The organism is Bradyrhizobium sp. 147 (assembly GCF_023073935.1).
GTDB lineage: Bacteria > Pseudomonadota > Alphaproteobacteria > Rhizobiales > Xanthobacteraceae > Bradyrhizobium.
Genome location: NZ_JADPKL010000005.1, coordinates 66202 through 88441 on the forward strand (window position 1 = coordinate 66202; position 22240 = coordinate 88441).

General features: G+C 64.3%; 19 protein-coding genes and 1 pseudogene. 9 read left to right on the forward strand and 11 right to left on the reverse strand.

The window, feature by feature from the left end; translation table 11 throughout:
* Nucleotides 1-2 precede the first annotated feature (2 nt).
* Nucleotides 3-1397 carry an OmpA family protein gene (locus tag IVA87_RS01025; RefSeq protein WP_247307728.1) on the reverse strand — a complete coding sequence of 465 codons (1395 nt, stop codon included), beginning with the start codon at nt 1395-1397 and terminating at the stop codon, nt 3-5.
* A gap of 164 nt (nt 1398-1561) precedes the next feature.
* Here IVA87_RS01025 and IVA87_RS01030 point away from each other — a divergent pair, with 164 nt between their 5' ends.
* Entirely contained in the window at nt 1562-2620 is a 1059-nt protein-coding gene (locus IVA87_RS01030; RefSeq protein WP_247307726.1) for a polysaccharide deacetylase family protein, read from the forward strand.
* Nucleotides 2621-2752: 132 nt separating this feature from the next.
* Nucleotides 2753-3562 (forward strand): SDR family oxidoreductase, encoded by an 810-nt coding sequence (locus IVA87_RS01035; protein ID WP_247307724.1) that lies wholly within the window; start codon nt 2753-2755, stop codon nt 3560-3562.
* Nucleotides 3563-3728: 166 nt separating this feature from the next.
* Here the strand turns inward: IVA87_RS01035 and boxB are convergent, their stop codons facing one another.
* From boxB to IVA87_RS01055, 4 genes are all read right to left on the reverse strand, one after another.
* Nucleotides 3729-5165: a benzoyl-CoA 2,3-epoxidase subunit BoxB gene (gene boxB, locus IVA87_RS01040; protein WP_247332416.1), complete on the reverse strand. Its 1437-nt coding sequence runs from the start codon at nt 5163-5165 to the stop codon at nt 3729-3731.
* A gap of 127 nt (nt 5166-5292) precedes the next feature.
* On the reverse strand, nt 5293-6981 hold the full coding sequence (boxC, locus tag IVA87_RS01045) for a 2,3-epoxybenzoyl-CoA dihydrolase (protein ID WP_247332392.1): 1689 nt from the start codon (nt 6979-6981) through the stop codon (nt 5293-5295).
* Between the two features lie 190 nt (nt 6982-7171).
* The gene (locus IVA87_RS01050) at nt 7172-7990 is read right to left on the reverse strand and encodes an alpha/beta hydrolase (RefSeq protein ID WP_247332395.1); all 819 of its coding nucleotides are present in this window, start codon (nt 7988-7990) and stop codon (nt 7172-7174) included.
* Nucleotides 7991-8118: 128 nt separating this feature from the next.
* The gene (locus tag IVA87_RS01055; protein ID WP_247332398.1) at nt 8119-9660 is read right to left on the reverse strand and encodes a benzoate-CoA ligase family protein; all 1542 of its coding nucleotides are present in this window, start codon (nt 9658-9660) and stop codon (nt 8119-8121) included.
* A 120-nt stretch (nt 9661-9780) separates the two neighbouring features.
* Here IVA87_RS01055 and IVA87_RS01060 point away from each other — a divergent pair, with 120 nt between their 5' ends.
* On the forward strand, nt 9781-10689 hold the full coding sequence (locus IVA87_RS01060; RefSeq protein ID WP_247307718.1) for a helix-turn-helix transcriptional regulator: 909 nt from the start codon (nt 9781-9783) through the stop codon (nt 10687-10689).
* A 74-nt stretch (nt 10690-10763) separates the two neighbouring features.
* A pseudogene (locus tag IVA87_RS01065) lies at nt 10764-11159 on the forward strand (group II truncated hemoglobin).
* Between the two features lie 51 nt (nt 11160-11210).
* On the opposite strand, the gene IVA87_RS01070 reads toward IVA87_RS01065, so the two are convergent.
* Complete coding sequence (locus tag IVA87_RS01070; RefSeq protein WP_247307715.1) at nt 11211-11543, reverse strand: PRC-barrel domain-containing protein; 333 nt, start codon at nt 11541-11543, stop codon at nt 11211-11213.
* Between the two features lie 65 nt (nt 11544-11608).
* Nucleotides 11609-12394 carry an IclR family transcriptional regulator C-terminal domain-containing protein gene (locus tag IVA87_RS01075; RefSeq protein WP_247307714.1) on the reverse strand — a complete coding sequence of 262 codons (786 nt, stop codon included), beginning with the start codon at nt 12392-12394 and terminating at the stop codon, nt 11609-11611.
* A gap of 109 nt (nt 12395-12503) precedes the next feature.
* Between IVA87_RS01075 and IVA87_RS01080 the strand changes: the two genes are divergently transcribed.
* The 3 genes from IVA87_RS01080 to IVA87_RS01090 all read left to right on the forward strand — a co-directional run bounded on the left by IVA87_RS01080 (nt 12504) and on the right by IVA87_RS01090 (nt 16152).
* Nucleotides 12504-13862, forward strand: a complete 1359-nt coding sequence (locus tag IVA87_RS01080; protein ID WP_247307713.1) for an aromatic ring-hydroxylating dioxygenase subunit alpha — start codon at nt 12504-12506, stop codon at nt 13860-13862.
* A gap of 193 nt (nt 13863-14055) precedes the next feature.
* Entirely contained in the window at nt 14056-15504 is a 1449-nt protein-coding gene (locus tag IVA87_RS01085; RefSeq protein WP_247307712.1) for a glutamine synthetase family protein, read from the forward strand.
* Nucleotides 15505-15795: 291 nt separating this feature from the next.
* Nucleotides 15796-16152 (forward strand): hypothetical protein, encoded by a 357-nt coding sequence (locus IVA87_RS01090; protein WP_247332401.1) that lies wholly within the window; start codon nt 15796-15798, stop codon nt 16150-16152.
* Nucleotides 16153-16266: 114 nt separating this feature from the next.
* On the opposite strand, the gene IVA87_RS01095 is transcribed toward IVA87_RS01090, so the two are convergent.
* From IVA87_RS01095 to IVA87_RS01110, 4 genes are read right to left on the reverse strand one after another with little or no spacing between them, the layout of a single operon-like run.
* On the reverse strand, nt 16267-16980 hold the full coding sequence (locus IVA87_RS01095; protein WP_247307711.1) for an ABC transporter ATP-binding protein: 714 nt from the start codon (nt 16978-16980) through the stop codon (nt 16267-16269).
* On the reverse strand, nt 16973-17740 hold the full coding sequence (locus IVA87_RS01100; protein ID WP_247307709.1) for an ABC transporter ATP-binding protein: 768 nt from the start codon (nt 17738-17740) through the stop codon (nt 16973-16975). The genes IVA87_RS01095 and IVA87_RS01100 overlap by 8 nt, the downstream gene beginning before the upstream one ends.
* Nucleotides 17733-18677, reverse strand: a complete 945-nt coding sequence (locus IVA87_RS01105) for a branched-chain amino acid ABC transporter permease (protein WP_247307708.1) — start codon at nt 18675-18677, stop codon at nt 17733-17735. Before IVA87_RS01105 ends, IVA87_RS01100 begins: the two co-directional genes overlap by 8 nt.
* Entirely contained in the window at nt 18674-19591 is a 918-nt protein-coding gene (locus tag IVA87_RS01110; protein ID WP_247307705.1) for a branched-chain amino acid ABC transporter permease, read from the reverse strand. Before IVA87_RS01110 ends, IVA87_RS01105 begins: the two co-directional genes overlap by 4 nt.
* Nucleotides 19592-20255: 664 nt before the next feature.
* Between IVA87_RS01110 and IVA87_RS01115 the strand changes: the two genes are divergently transcribed.
* Together IVA87_RS01115 and IVA87_RS01120 are read left to right on the forward strand one after the other, a co-directional pair.
* Nucleotides 20256-21194 carry a LysR family transcriptional regulator gene (locus IVA87_RS01115; protein ID WP_247332402.1) on the forward strand — a complete coding sequence of 313 codons (939 nt, stop codon included), beginning with the start codon at nt 20256-20258 and terminating at the stop codon, nt 21192-21194.
* A 132-nt stretch (nt 21195-21326) separates the two neighbouring features.
* Nucleotides 21327-22205, forward strand: a complete 879-nt coding sequence (locus tag IVA87_RS01120; RefSeq protein ID WP_247307700.1) for a shikimate dehydrogenase — start codon at nt 21327-21329, stop codon at nt 22203-22205.
* Nucleotides 22206-22240 lie beyond the last annotated feature (35 nt).

Genomic DNA, 22240 nt, shown 5'->3' on the forward strand with positions numbered 1-22240 from the left:
CATCACCTCACCAGAAATTCGATGCGGCGGTTCTGCGCCTTGCCCTCGTCGGTGTCGTTGCCGGCGAGGGGCTGCGTGCTGCCGTGGCCGACCGCAGTGAAGCGGCTGGCGGGCAGGCCTGCCTTGACCAGATAATCGATCACCGCCTGCGCGCGCTTCTCCGAGAGAGCCAGGTTGAAGGAATCCTCGCCGTCGCCGTCGGTATGCCCGACGACCTCGATATTGGCGGTGGGGCAGCGCAACGCCGTCTCGATCAGATGGTCGAGAATGCCGGCGGAATCCGGATCGATATCGGCGCGCTTCGCCGTGAAGCGGATCTTGCCCTTGGCCAGGAGATCCGAGAACAATTGCTGGCACACGGTGCCGTCGACGGGGCCTGCCGCAGGCTTCACCGTGATCTCCGGCTTGTATTGCCAGTTCTTCGGGAAGTCCTTGCCTGGCCCTGCGCGGATGTCGTTGGCGGCACCTTCATAGAGTGCATCGCCCGACAGCTTCACCTCGCGATCCGTGACCACGAGCGTGCCGGTGGACAGCCGCGACAGCGCGCCGAGCGCTGCGACAACGGCGGTGTTGAACGAGCCGGGCGCGCCGATGCTGGCCTTGAGATTGTCCACGACCTTCTCGTTGAAGAACTTTCGCGAGGCGCTGGTTGCGATTGCCGCGTGCACATTGCTGTCCGGGACATAGCCTGTCAGCGTCACCGTCGCGGCCACCGGATCCTTGTAGGCCTGGAAGATGTAGGGCGGCGCCTTGACGTCGTTGGCGGCGATCGAAAAACCCTCTGGCAGGTTTTTCAGTGCGGCCGCAATCGCCTCGCGACCACCGAGTTCGCGCGCCATGCCCGACAGGTTGACCTTGGTGTCCGTTATCGTGATCTTGCCGTCCTTGAGCTTGCCGATCTGATCGAGCAGCAAGGTCGCGGCGGCCTCGAACCGTGGCGGCGCACCGCGCGCCAGGCCCATCCGATCGGTCACCTCGACGCCGGCGACTTCCTTGCGCGCTGCCTCGGTCAGACGCGCCCGCATCGAGGGCAGCGGCGCGGAGCCCGACAGGGTCACCCGCACCACGTCACGTTCGGCATTCCAGACGAAGGGTTTGGCCTCGGGAACAAGACGGGTCCGGTCGTCGACCAGCCGCACACCGGGGACGGCTTCGACCGCCATCACGGCGTCGCGGCGTCCCTCCTCGGAGAACGCATCCGCCGCCAGGCTGACGTCGCGGCCGTCGACCGCGATCCAGGTCTTGTCCAAAACGGTATCCTTGAGCGCCGCCGCGCTGCGGGCCGACAGGTCCGCCTCGACCGGCAACGTGTTGTTCCAGGCCGCAAATCCCCACATGACGACAAGGGGGATCAGCCCCGGCCACCATTTGCTGGCCCACCTGAAAAGCTTCTGCATTCGACGACCCGAACTCTGGAACCGGAGACAAAACAAACCCTTGGCAGGCTGTCAAACCGGAAATGGTGCCCTTCTGGCGGCCCGGCGTCGACAATTGGAATAACTTTTTGTTCAAGGGTTCTCCCGTAAGTTGAAGGCGGAATGCCAGAGTCCGCCAGCCGGCCATGAAGCAACTGCGTAACAACGTCATCCGCGCCGGGCTGGAAGCACTCTATTTCAGCGGGGCGCACCATCTGTTGCGCCCGCTTTTGTCGGGCGTCGGTGCCATTTTCATGCTGCACCATGTGCGGCCGGCCCGCGAGGCCGCATTCCAGCCGAACCGTCATCTCGAGGTCACGCCCGAATTCCTGCGCGCCACGCTGTGCCATCTGCGCGCGCGCGACATCGACATCATCGACATGGACGAGCTGCATGAGCGGCTGGTGCAGGGCCGGTTCGATCGCCGCTTCGCCGCCTTCACTCTCGACGACGGCTATCGCGACAATCTCGATCATGCGCTGCCGGTGCTGCGCGAATTTGACGCGCCTCTCGCGGTCTATGTCGCGAGCGATTTCGCCGAGGGCACCGGACGTCTGTGGTGGACGGCGCTGGAAGCGGTGATCGCCAAGGCCGAGCAGATCGACGTGAAAATAGGCCATTCCACGCTGCGGCTGGATGCGACGACGCCCGCCGCCAAGCAGGCGGCATTCAACCGCTTGCACGACTGGCTGCGCGCGCTGCCGGGCGAACACGATCTCAAGCGCGAGATCGAAGGCCTCTGCACGAATTACGGCGTCGACATGGAAGCTCTGTGCCGCAGCCTCTGCCTGTCGTGGGACGAGGTGAAGACATTGGCCGCCGATCCCCTGGTCACGATCGGCGCACACAGCATCACCCATTGCAATCTCGCCAAACAGGCAGAGGGGATCGCCGCGCACGAGATGGCGGTGAGCCGCGCACGGATCGAGCAAACCCTCGGCCGTCCCGTGCAGCACTTCGCCTATCCCTATGGCGACCGTGAAGCGGCGGGCGCGCGTGAATTCGCGCTCGCTGCGGCAGCCGGGTTCAAGACGGCAGTGACCACGCGGCCCGGCATGCTGTTCGCCGAAAACGCCGGCCAAATGACCGCGCTGCCGCGCGTCTCGCTCAACGGCAACTACCAGGACACACGAATTCTGCCGGTGCTGACCTCGGGCGCCGCGACCGCGATGTGGAACGGCTTTCGCAGGATTGCGGCGGCCTAGCATCAACCGCATCCGTCCGGGCGGCGGCCGGGACGACACCGAGCGGATCAATGCGCCCAAGCGCTCCGAGACGACAAGATTGACTCCCCTCCCGGCCGCGCCCACAACGCGTGACAACCGAAGGGAGGCACCATGTTCAACGATCTGTTTTCGCTCAATAGCCGCGTTGCGCTCGTGACCGGTGGCTCGCGCGGCATCGGCAAGATGATCGCGGCGGGCTTTCTCAGTGCAGGTGCTGCGAAGGTCTACATCACCGCGCGCAAGGCAGGACCATGCGAGCAGACCGCCAAGGAGCTCACCGCGCGATATGAGGGCGAATGCATCGCGCTGCCGATCGATATCTCGACGGTTGCCGGCGCCGAACTGCTGGCGACCGAGTTCAGCAAGCGTGAGTCGAAGCTCGACATCCTCGTCAACAATGCGGGCGCGGCCTGGGGTGCGGATTTCGACGAGTTTCCGGAGAGCGGCTGGGACAAAGTGATGAACCTCAACGTCAAGGCGCCGTTCTTCCTGACCAAGGCGCTGGCCAGCCCCTTGCGCGCGGCAGCCTCCGCCGAACGGCCGGCGAAGGTGATCAACATCGCCTCGATCGACGGCATCTTCGTCAATCCGATGGAGACCTATTCCTATGCCGCGAGCAAGGCCGGACTGATCCATCTGACCCGGCGCATGGCGGTCAAGCTGATCTCCGACCACGTCGTGGTCACGGCGATCGCGCCGGGGCCGTTCCAGTCCGACATGAACCGCGCCGCGCGCGACCATGGCGACGAGGTCGCAACGCGGGTGCCCGCCGGGCGCATCGGCACCGACGAGGACATGGCGGGCGCCGCGATCTATCTCGCCTCGCGCGCGGGGGATTACGTCGTAGGCACCACCATCGCGGTCGACGGCGGCATCGTCTATGCGAATCCGGGGATCAAGGGGAGCGGATGGGATAGCTGAGGGGCTGCGGGGGCTCGATGTTTTCGCGCCGTCATGCCCCGGCTTGACCAGGGCATCCAGTACGCCGCGGCTTCTCGGTTCAACACCGACGCCTCTGGAATACTGCATCACCCGCTTTCGCGGGTGATGACACCGTTTGTGTTGCGCGAGCCTCAGGCCCTGGCGGTTACGACTCGATCTTCACATACTCGAAATCGCCGGGCTTGTTGTCGATGCCGACCTTTGGCGGCGCAATCCAGGAGGCGAACTTGCCGGTTTCGGTGACGGGCTGCATCAAGGAGGTGATGAAGTCGCCGTCGCTTGCCGACGGCAGCCATTCGTCCTTGCGCTTGGCCCAGGTCGTATCGTCGATCAGGATGCCGTCGGGCGTGGCATGGATATCCTTGAACTCGCCGATGTGGCGGTGGAAGGCGACATTGGGCAGGGTCAGCTTGTAGTCGTAGCCCGCGGTCGAGATCACCTTGTTCCAGCGCAGCATGCCCTTGACGCAGTCCTGGCTGTAATCGTCGCGCAGGCGCATGTTGAGCGCGGTCAGTGCCGGCTCGTCGACCAGCTTGATCTCGCCGTTGATGAACTTGAGCACCGGATAGGTGGCGTTCTTGAGCTGGTGATCGTCCTCGATCTGGGTCTCGTGATAGCGGCCCTTGATGCCGGCGTTGAAGGCATTGGCCGCATTGGTCGACACTTCCGAGCCGAACAGGTCGAGCGATAGGGTATAGTGCAAATTCAGCTTCTTCTGGATGGTCGGCAGGTCGATCACCCCTAACGCGCGGACTCTTGCGATGTCGGTGGGGTCGGAGATGCCGGCTTCGCGCATGGCATCGCAGGTGCGCTGCACGACGCGGGTGATGCCGGTCTCGCCGACGAACATGTGGTGCGCCTCTTCCGTGAGCATGAAGCGGCAAGTGCGCGACAACGGATCGAAGCCCGACTGCGCCAGCGAATGCAGCTGCATCTTGCCGTCACGATCGGTGAAATAGGTGAACATGAAGAAGGACAGCCAGTCCGGCGTCGCCTCGTTGAAGGCGCCCAGCATGCGCGGCGCATCGGCATCGCCGGAGCGCCGGCGCAGCAAATCGTCCGCTTCTTCGCGGCCGTCGCGGCCAAAATATTTCTGGAGCAGATAGACCATCGCCCAGAGGTGGCGGCCTTCCTCGACATTGACCTGGAACAGATTGCGCATGTCATAGAGCGACGGCGCGGTCTTGCCGAGATGGCGCTGCTGCTCGACCGAGGCGGGCTCGGTGTCGCCCTGGATCACGATCAGGCGGCGCAGCATGGCGCGATGCTCGCCCGGGACTTCCTGCCAGGCCGGCTCGCCGTAATGCTCGCCGAACGGCACGACGCGGTTCTCTTCCTGCGGCGCCAGCAAAATGCCCCAGCGATATTCGGGCATGCGGACATAGTCGAACTTGGCCCAGCCGCGCGGATCGACCGAATAAGCGGTGCGCAAGTACACCAGCGATTCCTGGAAGCCCTCCGGGCCCATATTGCTCCACCAATCCATGTAACCGGGATGCCAGCCTTCCAGCGCTTTGAGGACCTGGCGGTCTTCGGCGAGATTGACGTTGTTCGGGATCTTGGTCGAGTAGTCGACGTTCATGATGTTCATGGTGGACCTCCCGTGGGGGACTGATTACTTGACAACTGTCATCATCTTGCGGGCTCGCGAGTAGCGAATGGTGAGCAGCGAATGGACTCTTCTAGTCGCCATTCGCCACTCCTATTCGCTAGACTCGCGTCATATCGAATTTCGGCTTCTGACCGCTGCCGTAACGGCGCAGCGCGCCTTCTTCGCCGACAGCGTTGGGGCGCTGGAAGATCCAGTTCTGCCACGCGGTGAGGCGCGCGAAAATTTTTGATTCCATCGTCTCAGGACCGACGAAACGCAGGCTCGCTTCCATGCCGGTGAGGCTGTCGGGCGAGAAACTGGCGCGCTCCTCGAGGAACACGCGGACCTCGTCGTCCCAATCGATGTCGTCGAGCGCGAAGGTGACGAGGCCGAGTTCTTCCGCCTGCTCGGCGTCGAGCGCGGTGCCGAGTGTCGCCTCCGCGCGCGCGACATCGGACGGATCGGCCTGGAAGCGCGATTGAAGCCGCGTCAGCCCGTGGCTCATCGGATAGGGACCGAAATTCATCGCGGACAGTTCGATCGACGGCGGCGGACGGTTGTCGCCCTGACGCGTGCCGATCAGCATGTAGGAGCGGTCGGCGGCGAACACGAGTTCCGCGAGCGTGCCGGCGAAGCAGGAGCCAGGCTCGACCAGCGCGACCAGCGTGCGCGAGGTGACGTCGATGCGCTTGAGGACTCGCTTCCAGTAGTGCCTGATTTCGTTGACCAGCCAGTGCGCCTTGTTGGCTTCGAGGAAGACGTCGCTGGCGAGCACATGGGCGCGGTCACCATGGCTCTTGAACACCAGCATGGCGATCTCGAGCTCGTTGATGCGCAGATGCAGGATGGCGTCGTCGAGCTCGCGCGCGACCTGGAGCGGCCAGAACGAAGCCCCTTGTGCCATCATGCCGTCAGTGTCGGCCGGCGGCGCCGCTTCCGGCGCCTTGATGGAGATCGTAGCGATGCGCGCGGTGCGATCGATGTCGATCGTGACGAAGCCGTAGCGGATGCTGGTCTCGTCGATCAGGCGCTTGAGCGGCGTCAGCGCGACGCCCTTGCCGCTTCCCTTGCGCTTCGAGGCGGCCGCGAATTCCTTGGCCCGCTCGGCGATCCTCGCCTCCAGCTTTGAGTTCGGCGCGATCTCATCGACGAGGCGCCATCGCACGGCGCGCTTGCCCTTCACGCCCTCCTCGATGGTGCAGAAGAAATCGGCGTGGTCGCGGCGCACTTTTCGCTTGTCGACGACGCGGGTCAGTCCGCCGGTGCCGGGCAGCACGGCGAGCAAAGGCACCTCGGGTAGGGCAACGGCAGACGAACCGTCATCGGCGAGGATGATGTAGTCGGTCGCAAGCGCGAGCTCATAGCCGCCGCCGGCCGCTGAGCCGTTCACCACGGTGATGAAGCGCTGGCCGGAATTCTCCGAGGAATCCTCCATGCCATTGCGGGTCTCGTTGGTGAACTTGCAGAAATTGACCTTGTGAGCGTGGGTGGAGCCGGCGAGCATGCGGATGTTCGCGCCGGCGCAGAACACGCGGTTTTTGGCCGAGCGCATCACGACGACCTTCACCTCGGGATGCTCGAAGCGCAGCCGCTGGATCGCATCCGCGAGCTCGATGTCGACACCGAGATCGTAGGAGTTGAGCTTGAGAAGATAGCCTTCGAACAGACCGCCATTCTCGTCGACATCCATCGTCAGCGTCGCGACCTCGCCGTCGAATGCGAGCTTCCAATGCCGGTAGCGGGACGGGTCTGTCTGGAAATCGATGAACGTCGCGCCGCCTGCGAGGCGCCGATCTTCCCCGGCCATGGGTCACACCCTAAGCTTGATTATGCATTTTCGCGTAGCGTTAGATGCACAATAATGCATCTTTTTGGATGCGTCTAGCCCTTGGCCGCCACGTCATGCACTTTGTTTCATGCCAATGCCGGCCATGGCCGCGTTGATATTACGAGCCCGTTCCGGTCCTACGGGCCTCGGACCTGTCACGCCGCCGCCATCATGCGGCGCGTCCTTGCAGGCCCTGATCGTCGCGCAGGGCCGCTTTCGCGAATTGCGCGATCGCCTCGAGCGTCGCCGCCGGCGCCTCTCGATGCGGGGAATGCCCCGCACTTGAAATGATTTTCACATCGACCGGGCAGTAGCACTCCTCCTGCGCGATCTCGACCTGACGCAGGGTGCCGTATTGGTCCTCCACGCCCTGCAGGACCATGACGGGAACGCGGATGTAGGCGAGGTATTCCGAGATGTCCCAGTCGCGGAATTTTGGATCGAGCCAGGCGCCGTTCCACCCATAGAAGGCGTTGTCGACGTCCTGATGCCAGCGCGCGAGCTTGGCCCTAAGGTCCGTGGTCTCGAAGGCCGTCTTGATCGCGGCGATGGATTTCACCGAGACGTCCTGGACGATGAAATGCGGCGCGATCAGCACGAGGCCGCTGAGGCGATGATCCTGATGCGCACCGGCATAGATCGTCGCGATCGAGGCGCCGTCGGAATGGCCGAGCAGGAGGCCGCGCTTGAAGCCGATCATGTCGAGCAGCCTCGGCAGCACGTCGAGCGCCTCGCGCTGCATGTAATCGAGCGGCCGCGGCAGCGTGACCTTGCTCGACTGGCCATAGCCTGCGCGCGAATAGACGAAGATGCCGGCGCCTGTGGCTTGCTGAAGCTTGTCCGGGAAGTCGCCCCAGAGGCCGACCGAGCCGAGGCCTTCGTGCAGCATGACGATGGTGGGAGCCTCGGTGGACGATGGCGCGAGCCATTTGTATTCGAGGCTGGCGGTGCCGATGTCGAGGAAGCCGGTGAGGGCGAGGTTGGTCATGCTGTCGTTCCCGTTCTTTGCGTCATTCCGGACAGCTCGCAGCGCGAGCTGATCCGGAATCTCGAGATTGTCTTGGAGGCTCGAGATTCCGGGTTCGACGCTTCGCATCGCCCCGGAATGACGAGCGACTAATGCGCGCCCTCCCGCAGCTTGAACCGCTGAATCTTCCCGGTCGCCGTCTTCGGCAGCGAATCCACCACGTCGATCCAGCGCGGATATTTCCACGGGCCGATCTTCTGCTTGACGTGCTCCTTCAGCATCTCCTGCAAGTCCGTCGTCTTCGCACCCGGACGCAGCACGACGAAGGCTTTTGGCTTCAATAGCCCTTCCGGATCGGCCTCAGGCACGACAGCGGCTTCCAGCACGGCGGGGTGTGTGATCAGTGCGCTCTCGACCTCGAAGGGCGAGACCCAGATGCCGGAGACCTTGAACATGTCGTCGGCACGGCCGCAGAAGGTATAGCGGCCCTCGGCATCCCTGACATATTTGTCGCCGGTTCGGGTCCACGGGCCTTCAAAAGTACGGCGGCTCTTGTGGCGTTGATTCCAGTAACCCTCGCCAGCGGAGGGCGCATCGACCAGGAGCTCGCCGATCTCGCCATCGGCGACGTCCTCGCCGGCCTCGTTGACGAGCCGCACTGCATAGCCCGGCACCGGCTTGCCGGAGGAGCCGTACTTGATGTCGCCGGGCGCGTTCGACAGGAAGATGTGGAGCAGCTCGGTCGAGCCGACACCGTCAAGAATGTCGACGCCGAAGCGCGCCTTCCAGCTAAGACCAACGGATTCCGGCAGCGCCTCGCCGGCCGAGGTGCAGATGCGCAACGCCTTGCCGCAGCGCTCGGCCTTCATCGTCTCGTCGTTGAGCATGGCCGCGAACAGCGTCGGCACGCCGTAGAAGATCGAGGGATTGTAGCGGTTCATCAGATCGAACATGCGTGCCGGCGTCGGCCGCTCGCTGTTCAGGATCACGCTGGCGCCGACCGACATCGGGAAGGTCAGCGCATTGCCGAGGCCATAGGCGAAGAACAGTTTTGCGGCGGACAGGCAGACGTCGCTCTCGCGGATGCCGAGCACCTGCTTCGCGTAGGTATCCGCGGTCGCCTGCAAGTTCGAATGCAGATGGCGCACGCCCTTGGGCATGCCGGTGGAGCCCGACGAATAGAGCCAGAACGCCGGCTCGTCCGGATGTGTCGCGGCGGTGGTGAACTGGTCGCTCTCGCCCGCGAGCTCCTCGGCGAGCTGCCTGTGGCCGTTCTGCTTGGCGCCGGAGACCACAACGTGCTCGAGATTGGGCATGCGGCCGACGACGTCCTTGATGACGGGATAGAGCGCCTCGGACACGAACAGCACACGGGCGCGGCAATCGGCGAGAATGTAGGCGTACTGATCGGAGGTCAGCAGCGTGTTGAGCGGCACCGGCACGATGCCGGCGCGGATCGCGCCGAGGAACACGATCGGGAAGTCGACCGTATCCAACATGATCATCGCCACGCGCTCCTCGCGACGGATGCCGAGCCGGCGCAGCATGTTCGCGGCGCGGCGCGTCTGGTGCTGCAGTTCGCCATAGGTGAGCCGCGAGACGGTGTCGTCGAAGACGGGCTTGCCTCCCCTGCCCTCTTCGACGTTACGGTCGAGCAGCCAGGTCACCGCGTTGTAGGATCCCTCGCTCACGGACGTCTCCCCAATTTAGAATTATAATTCATAGAAAGACACCGTGGCGGCTTGCTGTCAATGCCAGCAGGCATTATGTTTCATTAAAACGCGCCGCAGGACATCCGCTAAAGAAGACTCATGATCGAAAGTCCCGACGCCGAATCCCGATTTCTCGAACAGCTCGGCCAGCGCGTGCGCACCATGCGCGCGCTGCGCGGCATGTCGCGCAAAGTGCTCGCCAAAGTATCAGGGATTTCGGAGCGCTACATCGCGCAACTCGAGAGCGGCAAGGGCAATGTCTCGATCGTGCTGCTCCGCCGCGTCTCCGACGCGATGGGCGCACATCTCGAAGACCTGCTTCCTAGCGCCGATCCGACGCCAGACTGGCAGATTTTCCGCGATCTCCTGCGCAAGGCGACACCGGCGCAGATTGCGCAGGCCAAGGATCTGCTCGCCGGCGGCAGCGCGTCTGCACCGCGGCGCGCGCCGTTCTGCGGCATTGCGCTGATCGGCCTACGCGGCGCCGGCAAATCCACTCTCGGCCGGATGCTGGCGAAGAAGATCGGCTGGACTTTCGTCGAGCTCAACAAGGAGGTCGAGCAGCAGAACGGGCTCTCGGTCGCCGAGATCATTGCGCTGTACGGCCAAGAAGGCTTTCGCCGCATGGAGCAGGCGGCGCTGCAGCAGCTGCTTGCGCGCAACGAGCTGATGGTGCTGGCGACCGGCGGCGGCATCGTCTCCGAGCCTCTGACCTTCGACCAGATCCTGTCGTCGTTCTACACGATCTGGCTGAAGGCCGAGCCGGAGGAGCACATGGCCCGCGTCCGCCGCCAGGGCGATCTGCGCCCGATGGCCGATGATCGCTCGGCGATGGCCGAGCTGCGCAACATCCTGCTCAGCCGCGAACCGCTGTATTCGCGCGCCACCGCGGTGGTGGATACCGCGGGCCTGTCCGTCGATGCCGCGGCCGCACGGCTGATCGACGCGGTCCGCCCGGTGCTGCAGAACGAAGCGCGCAGCTTCGGCCTCCGCAGCCTCGCGCTGTAGGATCCCTTTCTCGCTGCATCTACACCCTCCAATTTCGCTATATCCCAGCCCAACAGCAAGCTTTGGGAAGACCGATGAGCGATAGCGACGTCGCAATCTCCATGTTCGAGCGGATCGGCGGCAGTGCCACGATCGAGCGCCTTGTCGATGGCTTCTACGAGCGCATGGACATCCTGCCGGAAGCGAAAGTCATCCGCGCGATGCATGCGGCCGACCTCGGTCTGATCAGGGACGTGCTGAAGCGCTATCTGACCGAATGAACCGGCGGCCCGCGGCTCTACTCCGTCGAGAAAGGCCATCCGCGGCTGCGCCAGCGCCACATCGGCTTTGCGATCGGTGATGCCGAGCGCGACGCATGGATGGCCTGCATGCGCAGCGCGCTGGAGGAGACGGTCACTGACACGAACGCGCGGCAGGACCTCGCCAAGGCGCTGTCCGGTCTCGCCGACTGGATGCGCAACCCGAACTGATCGAGCGTGGTGCTGCCGACCTTTAGCCCGCCCACACGAGCTGCGACGCGGCTAGACCGACCAGTAATGCGGATGCGGGTAGGACCGCGAGCGGTCGCCCCAGTCGAAAGCATCGCCGTCGAACTCGCATGGGCCGCTGCTGAGCTCGTCCAGCGTCAACTCGGTCTGGAACGCCTGCCGGCTTGGATCGTATTTCAGCGCGCTCCACTGGAGAGGATAATGGTGACGGGTGCCGAGCAGCCCGCCCGTCTTGATCACGGCATAGGCGACCATTCCGCTCATCTTGTCCAGCATCAGTCGCTCGATCGTGCCGAGCTTCGTCCCGTCGCGTCCGTACACGGCGACGTGCTCCACGCGATCGCTGGGAACCATGGTATGGTGCATGGCGTCCTCCCTGTTCTCTTGTGCTTGCTCATTATAGCACCGCTTTCGAGACGACGGGAATGCAGCTACAGAAGCTGCGAGCGCACCAATTCCGCGCCCTCGCGCAACAGCGGCAGGAAACGGTCGAGCAGCTCCTGTGCCGGCACCCGGTCGACGTGAGCCCCCATGTTGATGGCGGCGACGATCACGCCGTCATAGCGGCGGACGGGAACCGAGATCGAGCGGAAATGCGGCTCCGCCTCGCGGTCGACCAGCGAATAGCCCTGCGCGCGGTCGGCAGTGATGCGCGCGAGTAGCGCTTTTGGATCAACCTCGGTCTGCGGCGTCAGCGCCTCGCGCTTCATGGTCTTCAGTCGCGCTGCAAGATCGGCGTCATCGAACTGGCCGAGCATTGCGCGACCGACAGAGGTGCAGAAGGCCGGAAGCCGGTAGCCGATCTCGAGGCCGCCGGAGAAAACGCGCGCAGGGCTTCCGCGCGCGATGAATACGACGTCATCGCCATCGAGCACCGCGAGCGACGCGATCTCCTGCGCGCCGGTTGCGATGCGATCAAGGACCGGCTGAAGGACCACGACGAGCTGGTTCGAGCGCAGGTAGGACGCTGCCAGCGTCAGCACATGGGGCGTCAGCGAGAACAGCTTTCCGTCACCGGAAGCGAAGCCGCCGCGCTGAAGCGTGAACAGCATGCGCCGCGCGGTGGCGCGGGGCAGATCGGCGGCGCGGGCAAGATCGCTCAGCGTCATCGGGCCGGCGGTGGTGCCGAAGCACTGCAGCAGCCGCAAACCGCGATCGAGGCTCTCGACGAAATCCGTCGCGCGCTCCTCGCTCTCGCTCCGCTTCAGCTTGGGCATGGCTTCGGATGATCCTGCAAAATAGTGCTTGCTGCCGCGCCCAGGCATGTCATAATTCGCCCACTAGTTCAATAGGCGAACAAACTCCCTGCACAAGGACGTACGCGCCATGATGAGCCAGGAGCAGAACGACCTGATCACCCGCACCGGGGCCAAGGACCCCTGCGGCAGACTGATGCGGAGTTACTGGCAGCCGGCGGCGCTGGTGGACGAGCTAGAGGGTGCGCGGCCGATCCGTCCCGTAAAACTGCTCGGCGAGAGCCTGGTGCTGTTCCGCGACGAGACCGGACGGTACGGCCTGATCGACCGCCATTGCGCGCATCGCGGCGCCGACCTCGCCTTCGGTCGGCTCGAACATGGCGGCCTGCGCTGCGCCTTCCATGGCTGGCTGTTCGACGCCACCGGCCAGTGCATCGAGACGCCGGCCGAGCCGAAGGATTCCAAGCTCTGTCAGAACATTCGCCAGCGCTCTTATCCCGTGGTCGAGAAGAGCGGCATCCTCTGGGCTTATCTCGGCGAAGGTGCGCCGCCGGCATTCCCGGAGCTCGACTGCTTTGTTGCGCCCGGCACGCACACGTTCGCCTTCAAGGGCCACATGGCCTGCAACTGGCTCCAGGCGCTGGAGGTCGGCATCGACCCCGCGCACGCCTCCTATCTGCACCGCTTCTTCGAGGACGAGGACACGTCCACCGCCTACGGCAAGCAATTCCGCGGTGCCTCCGCCGGCTCTGACTTGCCGATGACGAAGATCCTGCGCGAATACGACCGTCCAATTATCAATGTCGAGCACACCGAATACGGTCTGAGGCTGATCGCGCTGCGCGAGATCGACGAGGAGCGCACCCATGTGCGCGTCACTAATCAGCTCTTCCCGCACGGCTTCGTCATCCCCATGAGCACGGAGATGACGATCACGCAGTGGCACGTGCCGATCGATGACGAGAACTGCTATTGGTACGCGATCTTCACCAGCTACACGAACCCGGTGGACAAGACGAAGATGCGCGAGCAGCGGCTCGAGCTCTATGAGCTGCCCGACTACAAATCGCGCAAGAACCGCAGCAACGATTACGGCTTCGATCCGCACGAACAGCAGACCGCGACCTACACCGGCATGGGCACCGACATCAACGTCCACGACCAGTGGGCGGTGGAATCGATGGGCGCGATCCAGGACCGCACCAAGGAGCATCTCGGTCAGAGCGACAAGGCGATCGTGCAATATCGCCGCCTGCTGCGGCAGGAGATCGAGAAGGTGTCGGGCGGCGAGAAGCCGATGCTGTTCCTGGACGAGGCCAACGCGCGCAGCATCCAGGGACCGGCGACCATGGACGGCATTGGCCCGACGCGGGGCTGGGAGACCTACTGGATGGAGGTCGACGTCAAGCGCCGCCGCGGCGCGCCATGGACCGCGCCGGTGCCGAAGGACATCGCCGACAACGTGCACCGGCTGACGGCGGCGGAGTGACGATGCCTTTCGCCGCCGGCGGGTCGCGACCGCGCCTCCACATTCTCCACTGTCATGCTCCGCGAAAGCGGAGCATCCAGTACGCCGCGGCCTCTCGTGGACACACGACCGTCTCTGGAATACTGGATCGTCCGCCTTCGCGGACGATGACAGCGTGGGCTATCCTCTCACCGGGCGAGAAGGAACGATCAAAGTGACTTTCGTCGCGCGCCATGCGCTGTGGTCGGATGAGCAGAGGGACGCGGCGGCGGGCATGCGCCGCGTCGTCGAGGAAAAGAGCCTCGAGGTCATCCGCCTCGCCTTCCCCGACCAGCACGGCATCTTGCGCGGCAAGACCATCATCGCCGCTGAAGCTCTCGCGTCGCTGGAGAGCGGCTGCTCCATCACCACGACGATGCTTGCCAAGGACAGCTCGCATCGCACGGTGTTTCCGGTGTTCACCTCCGGCGGCGGCTTCGGCATGAAGGAGATGGAGGGCGCAGCCGACGTGCTGATGGTCGCCGATCCCAGCACTTTTCGCGTGCTGCCATGGGCGCCCGCCACAGGCTGGGTGCTGTGCGACCTTTATTTCAACGATGGCCGCGCCGTGCCGTTCGCAACGCGGGCGCTGTATCGCAAGGTTCTCGATGACCTCGCAAGCCGCGGCCATGATTTCGTCGCTGGGCTCGAGGTCGAATTCCACATCTTCAAGCTCGACGACGCGCATATGCGGCCCGAGGACGCCGGCCAGCCCGGCACGCCGCCCTCGGTCGGCCTGCTCAGCCACGGCTATCAATATCTCACCGAGCAGCGCTTCGATCAGATGGAGCCGGTGCTGGAGATTTTGCGGCGTGACATCGTCGCGCTCGGCTTGCCCTTGCGCTCGGTCGAGGTCGAGTTCGGCCCCAGCCAGTGTGAGTTCACCTTCGCGCCGAAGAAGGGGCTGGAGCCCGCCGACAACATGGTGCTGTTCCGCTCCGCCATAAAGCAGATCGCGCGCCGGCATGGCTATCACGCCACCTTCATGTGCCGGCCGAAACTGCCGAACGTTTTCGCGAGCGGCTGGCACTTGCACCAATCGATCGTCTCGCGCGGAAATAGCGAGAACCTGTTCATGGCCAAGGAAGCGGCGAAGGACGGCGGCGAGCCGCTCAGCGCGTTCGGCCAGGCGTACCTCGCCGGCCTGCTCGACCACGCCCGCGCCTCCACATTGTTCACCACGCCGACCATCAACGGTTACAAGCGCTACCGCTCCTATTCGCTGGCGCCGGACCGCGCGATCTGGGGCCGCGACAATCGCGGCGTGATGATCCGCGTGCTCGGCGCGCCCGGCGATGCTGCGACGCGCCTGGAGAACCGCATCGGCGAGCCCGCCGCCAATCCCTATCTCTACATGGCCTCACAGATTCTCTCCGGCCTCGACGGTGTCGACCGCAAGCTCGATCCCGGCCCATCGGCGGACACCCCCTACGAGACCAAGGCGCCGCTCTTGCCGAAGTCGCTGCGCGACGCGGTCACTGCGCTGAAGGACGATCCGTTCTTCCGCGAAAAGCTCGGGCCTGAGTTCGTCGACTATTACACCCACATCAAGAACGCCGAGATCGATCGCTTCCTGTCTGAGGTAACCGACTGGGAGCACCGCGAATATTTCGAGATGTTTTAATCGAGGCTCTCACGCCTCCGTGAGGCGACTTCGTCCTACCTGTTCCGACGACATCTGACTGCCGTCCGACGAAGTCATTTTCCCCATCCCTCGAAAACCGGCGGAAAGACGCCGGGTCTAGATTAGCCCGTGATGAACAACGGAGTTCGATCATGTGGGACCAATTATTCAGCCTGATCTATCACCTCTCCTGCCGGACCACCCTGATTGAGATCGGGACGCATCGGCTAGCGCGTTAGCTTCCCTGCCGGACCGAATAGGTAATACGCATTGGCCAAAATGGGCACTTCCATGCGCAAGCTGATTCTGATCGCGGTCCTGTCGCTGGTTGCAACAGAAGCCTTTGCTGCTGGCCCGCGAAGCCTGAGCCTCGCCGCAACCGATGCGAGCCAACAGGCGGCTGAGCAGCCCGCCGCGACGGTCGCGCCGCAGTCGACCCAGGCTCCAGAAGGGCGGGCTGCCGTTCAGACCACAACGACGACGCCCACGCCGCCACCAGCCGCACCTGCTGCAACCGCCGCAACGGCCGCGCAGTCGACTGCAACGCCCGCGAGCGGCACGACCGGCAGCAGCAAGGCGAAGCGACGCCAGCCCTCCTTCGAAGCGCGCGTGATCCGCGAACTGCATCGCCACGGGATTTATTGGTGAGGGCGCAGCTCTCACGACCGCCATTGCCAGCGAAGCGAAGCAAATCCAGACTGCCGCCGAGGATCCTGCTCGCAACGGCGAAGCTGGGGGCGGACGTCGCGCTCCTCAGGGGCCTCAGATTCCCAAATATTTATGCTGAAGATCCGGCGCGGCCATCAGCTCGTCGGAGGTGCCGCTCCAGACCGTCTTGCCGCGCTCGATGATGTAGTGGCGGTCGCAGATGCGGGCGAGGTGATCGACATTCTTGTCGACCACCAGGATCGACTGTCCGCGGCTCTTGAGCAGCGACAGGCAGTTCCAGATCTCTTCGCGGATCAGCGGCGCGAGGCCTTCGGTCGCTTCATCCAGAATCAGAAGCTTCGGGTTGGTCATCAGCGCACGCCCGATGGCGAGCATCTGCTGCTCGCCGCCGGAGAGCTGGTTGCCCATGTTGGAGGCGCGCTCGGCGAGGCGCGGAAACAGCACGTAGATCGCGGCCAGCGTCCAGGGATTGGGACTAGCGAAACGATCGGCGGCGGCGGCCACGAGATTTTCGCGCACGGTGAGGTTCGGGAAGATCTGGCGTCCCTCCGGCACGATGCCGACGCCGAGCTGGGCGATCCGGTATGACGGAAGCTGCCGCACCTCGGCGCCCGCGAAACGGATGCTGCCTGCGCGCGCCGGCGTCAGGCCCATGATGGAGCGGATGGTGGTGGTCTTGCCCATGCCGTTGCGGCCCATCAGCGAGACCATCTCGCCCGGTTTGATCGACAGCGACAAGCCGAACAGCACCTGGGACAGGCCGTAGCAGGTCTCGATGCCCTCGACGCCCAGCAGCGTGTCAGCCATGATGCGTCACCACATGCTGATCGCCGAGATAGGCCCGCTTGACATCCTCGTTCTGGCGGATCGCGGCGGGATTCCCGGAGGCGATGACGCGGCCATAAACCAGCACCGAGATCCGGTCGGCGAGCGCGAACACCGCCGGCATGTCGTGCTCGACGAGCACGATCGAGACCTCTTTGCGCAGCTCCTGCAGCAACTTCACCATGCGCTGCGATTCGGTGACGCCGAGGCCTGCCATCGGCTCGTCGAGCAGCAGGAGCTTCGGCTTGCTCGCGAGCGCAACCGCGAGCTCGAGCTCGCGCCGCTCGCCATGGCTGAGCCTGGACACCACGACATCGGCGCGGTGCAACAGGCCGACGCGATCGAGCGCGGCATGGGCGGCATCGCGCAGGCTCTTCTCCTTGCGCGCATTGGCGAAGAAGCGGAACGACGTACCGGCATGCGCTTGGGCTGCCAGGGCGACATTGTCGGCGGCGGTGAAGTCGAGCAGCAGCGAGGTGATCTGGAACGAACGGGCGAGGCCCAGCGCGCAGCGGCGATAGGCCGGCAGATAGGTGATGTCCCGCCCCGCCAGCGAGACGCTGCCGGAATGCGGCTCGAGGTGCCCCGTGAGCTGGCTGATCAGGGTGGTCTTGCCGGCACCGTTCGGGCCGATAATGGCGTGCAACTCGCCGCTAGCGACCTCGAGCGAGACGTTGTCGGTCGCGACGATGCCGCCGAAGCGGCGCACCAGCTTTTCGACACGGAGTAGGGGTTCAGCCACGGCCAGCCCTCCCGAGCGCGCCCATGATGCCGCCGCGGCCGAACAGGACAATGAGCAGCAAGAGCGGGCCCATGATCAGCGCCCAATATTCGGTGATCTGCGACAAGAACTCTTCCAGCAGCAGGAACACCACCGCGCCCATGACCGGACCGAACAGCGTGCCCATGCCCCCCAGGATCACCATCACCATGAGATCGCCGGAGCGGGTCCAGTACATCACGGCGGGACTGACGAAATCGGTGTTATTGGCAAGCAGCGCGCCGGCAAGGCCGCACATGGTGCCTGATATGACGAAGCAGACGAGTTGGTAGCGTTTGGCGGGGAAGCCGATCGCCTGCATGCGCTGCTCGTTGGAGCGCAGGCCCTGCACGACGAGGCCGAAGCGCGAGTTGACGATGCGCCAGATCAGGAAAATGACACCGAGCAGGCAGGCGAGGCAGAGATAATAGAACTGCGTGCGGTCGCCGAGATTGATCAGTCCGGAGAAGTCGCTGCGCTTGTAAACGGTGAGACCGTCGTCGCCGCCGTAGCGCGCCAGGCCAGAGGCGACGTAATAGGCCATCTGCGCGAAGGCGAGCGTGATCATGATGAAATAGACGCCGCGCGTGCGCAAAGACAGCGCGCCGATCACCAGCGCGTAAGTCGCGGAGGCCGCAAGCGCGACGGGAAACTGGATGAAGCCGCTTCCGACGCCCTCCTGCGCGAGCATCCCGACTGCGTAGCCGCCGATGCCGAGATAGGCAGCGTGACCAAAACTCATCATGCCGCCGAAACCCATGATGAGGTTGAGGCTCGCCGCCGCCAGCGCCAGGATGATGATGCGGGTGAACAGCGTCAGGATGAAGATGTTGCCGGTCAGGTGCGAATAGAGCGGCAGCAGCACGAGGCCCGCCAGCATCAGGGCCGTGACGGCCTTGCTCACAGTGAAAGCCTTCATCGACGATTGGCCGGAAACAGCCCCTCCGGCCGCACCACCAGCACGATCGCCATGAGGAGATAGATCAGCATGGATGACAGCGCGGGCGCGGCGGTGGAGGCCGCGGCGCCGCTCAGCACCTGCCGGAGCAGGTTCGGCAGGAAGGCGCGGCCAAGCGTGTCGATCATGCCGACGAAGATTGCGGCCAGGAACGCGCCGCGGATCGAGCCGATGCCGCCGATCACGATGATGACGAAGGCGAGGATCAGGATGTTCTCGCCCATGCCGATCTGCACGGTGAGGATCGGCGCCTGCATCAGACCGGCAAGGCCTGCGAGCGCGGCACCTAAGCCAAAAACCAGCGTGTAGAGCAGCTTGATGTTGATGCCGAGCGCGCCGATCATCTCGCGGTTGGAGGCCCCGGCCCGGATCAGCATGCCGATGCGGGTGCGCATCACGCCGAGATAGAGCAACAGCGCGACCAGCAGCGCGACCGCGATGATGGCGAGGCGATAGGCGGGATAATGAATGCCGGGCAGGATCGGGACCGGCACGGTGAGCCAGGCCGGCAGCGGCAACGCAAGGCCGGCCGGGCCCCAGATCAGCCGCACGGCTTCGTTGAAGAACAGAATCAGGCCGAAGGTCGCGAGCACGTGGTCGAGATGGTCTCGCCCGTAGAGATGCCGCAGCGCAGTCATCTCGAGCACGATGCCGAGCATGAGCGTTGCGCCAAGCGCCATCAGCGCACCGAGCAGGAAGCTGCCGGTCCACGCCGCGAAGGTCGCGGCGAAATAGGCGCCCATCATGTAGAGCGAGCCGTGCGCGAGGTTGACGAGATCCATGATCCCGAACACCAGCGTCAGGCCGGCGGCGAGCAGGAACAGCAGCAGGCCGAACTGCAATCCGTTCAAGAACTGTTCGACGACGAGCAGCATCAAGACTCTTTCAGGCGCACGCAGTGTCGCGCCGATGTTCGAACACGGTCGCCATCAGTGAAAGAGCTCCCCCTGCCTGTTCAAGGCCGAAAAATGGGTAATGGCAGTATCGTTCCGAGGCAAGTGCGATTTGACAGCAAACATGCACTTTGTTGCATCCCGGCGCACGTGGCCGACACCTGCTTTGCAATGCAAGAAGGTTGCCGTGCGGTATGGGGCAACCTGCCGCACCCAAACGATCATCTCCCCCGGGCAAGCCGAAGGAGGGTGGGAATGTCGTTGAAGCTTTAGCGAGAGATGCGTCTAGTGCGACGTCATCTGGTGGTGAAGGTCGTCCGGTTCAGCGAGCACGCCGTTGACCGTCGAGGCCTCCAGCGCTGCCCATGATTCTGTGGCGGATCGCGATCGCGACCGCATGCGTCCGAGCGACGCGCTTCCATTTGAGCGTGCCGATTTTCGTCGAAAACAATTTGGCCGTTGCCTTCTCCCGGCTCCCGAGCGGGAAGCTTGAGGATCCCAGCCGCACTCTCGTGCCCCGGACGCGGCTCAACGTCTCTTCGAGCAACTTGCCTCCTCCGTCCATGTTGACAGACACTTGCCGCTCGATGACATCTCGGCTCTCGTGAGATGATCGAGATCACGATCATCCTTCGGACGCCCGGACATGATGACGCTGCGCCAGGTTGAAGTGATACGTGCCGTGATGGTGACGGGCACCATCGGCGGCGCGGCGAAGCTGCTCAACGTCTCGGCGCCGGGGATCAGCCGCCTCGTCAAATACACCGAGCGCTCGCTCGGCATCCGCTTCTTCCAGCGCCAGAACGGGCGCTATTTCCCAACGCCGGAAGCCGAGAACATCTTCGAGCAGATCAACGGCGTCTACAAGAAGGTCGACGACCTCTCCGAGATCATCTCGAAGATCGGCCGCGGCGGATTGTCGGAGCTGCGCATCGGCTCGGTGCCGAGCATCTCGCAGGTGATGGTGCCGCGCGCGATCGAGCGCGTCCGCCGCCGCTACCCGGACCTCGGCATCGACATCAACATCCTCAAACTCGAGGAAGCCATCGACTATCTGATGCTCGGCCGCGGCGAGTGCGTGGCGATGAGCTACCGGCTGGAACATTCCGGGCTCGACTTCATGCCGCTCGCCTCGGGCGAGCTCTATTGCATCGTGCCGCCGGGACATGAGCTCGCCGGCCGCAAGCAGGTCTCCGCCGCCGAGATCACCCGCTATCCGCTGATCGGGATCGACCCGAACGACCCTTACGGACGGATCATGGCCGAGATCTTTGCGCGCAACCGCCTCGACTACAACATTACCATCCGCGCGCGCTTTGGCACCACCGTCTGCGCCCTGGTGAAGGCGGGGCTCGGCACCGCCATCATCGACCAGTTCACGGTGGCCCATGGCGGCTATCCCGGAATCGAGCTCTTGAAGATCACCGAGCCGACGCGGTTCGACACCTATATCGCGGTGAAGCGTGGCGCGCCGCTGTCGCTCCATGCCGAGTATTTCATTGATGCCCTGCGCGCCGAGATGCGCGCGGTCGAGCCGTCCCGCGGCAACGGCAAGGCCGTTTCGGCACGCGGGCGGAAGAAATAACACTATGTTAGGTTTGCCGGATAAAAGGGTAATTGTGTTAGGCAGGGGAAAGGCTATCGTCGCGGCTGGAATTGCGCGGATTTCCCCGCTAATGGCCGGGACCGGACGCTCCCAACGAAACGATAGCGAACCATGTCGAAGCGCGAATACGCCGCCAGCAGGAAGCTTCTCACCGGCCTGATCGGCGCGCCGATCGCGCATTCCGCGTCCCCCGCCATGCATGAGCGCGCCGCCGAGGCGCTCGGCCTGCGCGGCCACTACCAGCTCATCGAAGTGGCCGGTGCCGATGCGGCCGGGCTCCGCATGATGCTCGAAGGCGTGCGCCGGCTCGGCTTTGCCGGCGTCAATGTCACCTACCCTTACAAAGAAGCGGTGGTCCCACTGCTCGATGCGCTGGCGCCGGACGCTGCCGCCATGGGCGCGGTCAACACCGTCGTCGTCAGGGACCGCCAGCTGACCGGCCACAACACCGACACCACAGGCTTTGCGCGCGCGGTGGCCCCGCTGCTGGCACCATCAGCCAACTCCGTCGCCGTGATCGGCGCAGGCGGCGTCGGCAAGGCGATCGCGTTTGCGCTGGCGAGCCTGGAGGTGACCGATATCCGCATCTTCGACAGCGAGCCGGCGCGCGCCGAGAAACTCGCCTCGCTGCTTGCCAGGCGGGGCTGCGCGAGGGTGGCCGGAAACGTCGAGGACGCGCTCGATGGTGCAACCGGTCTCGTCAATGGTACGCCGGTCGGCATGCTGCCGAACCGAGACACCCCGGTGCCGGCGGCGCTGCTCAGGGCAGACCTGTGGGTCGCCGATGCCGTCTATTCGCCGCTGATCACGCCGCTGCTTGCCGCAGCGCGACAGAAAGGCGCTCGGATCATGACCGGGCGGCAGCTTGCGATCTATCAGGCCGCCGACGCCTTTGAACTGTTCACCGGCCTTGCTCCATCGACCGAGATCATGGGAGAGGCTTTTGATGCCGTGATGGTTGCGCGCACCGCCGCCTATCAGGCAGCTTGAGACGAAGCGGCCGGAAACAAGGCCGCTTGCAAGAT

Bases quoted from the DNA above. Each gene is read 5' to 3' on its own strand.
- IVA87_RS01025 (WP_247307728.1), bottom strand. From the start codon at position 1,397: ATGCAGAAGCTTTTCAGGTGGGCCAGCAAATGGTGGCCGGGGCTGATC.
- IVA87_RS01030 (WP_247307726.1), top strand. From the start codon at position 1,562: ATGAAGCAACTGCGTAACAACGTCATCCGCGCCGGGCTGGAAGCACTC.
- IVA87_RS01035 (WP_247307724.1), top strand. From the start codon at position 2,753: ATGTTCAACGATCTGTTTTCGCTCAATAGCCGCGTTGCGCTCGTGACC.
- boxB (WP_247332416.1), bottom strand. From the start codon at position 5,165: ATGAACGTCGACTACTCGACCAAGATCCCGAACAACGTCAATCTCGCC.
- boxC (WP_247332392.1), bottom strand. From the start codon at position 6,981: ATGGCCGGGGAAGATCGGCGCCTCGCAGGCGGCGCGACGTTCATCGAT.
- IVA87_RS01050 (WP_247332395.1), bottom strand. From the start codon at position 7,990: ATGACCAACCTCGCCCTCACCGGCTTCCTCGACATCGGCACCGCCAGC.
- IVA87_RS01060 (WP_247307718.1), top strand. From the start codon at position 9,781: ATGATCGAAAGTCCCGACGCCGAATCCCGATTTCTCGAACAGCTCGGC.
- IVA87_RS01070 (WP_247307715.1), bottom strand. From the start codon at position 11,543: ATGCACCATACCATGGTTCCCAGCGATCGCGTGGAGCACGTCGCCGTG.
- IVA87_RS01075 (WP_247307714.1), bottom strand. From the start codon at position 12,394: ATGCCCAAGCTGAAGCGGAGCGAGAGCGAGGAGCGCGCGACGGATTTC.
- IVA87_RS01080 (WP_247307713.1), top strand. From the start codon at position 12,504: ATGATGAGCCAGGAGCAGAACGACCTGATCACCCGCACCGGGGCCAAG.
- IVA87_RS01090 (WP_247332401.1), top strand. From the start codon at position 15,796: ATGCGCAAGCTGATTCTGATCGCGGTCCTGTCGCTGGTTGCAACAGAA.
- IVA87_RS01095 (WP_247307711.1), bottom strand. From the start codon at position 16,980: ATGGCTGACACGCTGCTGGGCGTCGAGGGCATCGAGACCTGCTACGGC.
- IVA87_RS01105 (WP_247307708.1), bottom strand. From the start codon at position 18,677: ATGAAGGCTTTCACTGTGAGCAAGGCCGTCACGGCCCTGATGCTGGCG.
- IVA87_RS01110 (WP_247307705.1), bottom strand. From the start codon at position 19,591: ATGCTGCTCGTCGTCGAACAGTTCTTGAACGGATTGCAGTTCGGCCTG.
- IVA87_RS01115 (WP_247332402.1), top strand. From the start codon at position 20,256: ATGATGACGCTGCGCCAGGTTGAAGTGATACGTGCCGTGATGGTGACG.
- IVA87_RS01120 (WP_247307700.1), top strand. From the start codon at position 21,327: ATGTCGAAGCGCGAATACGCCGCCAGCAGGAAGCTTCTCACCGGCCTG.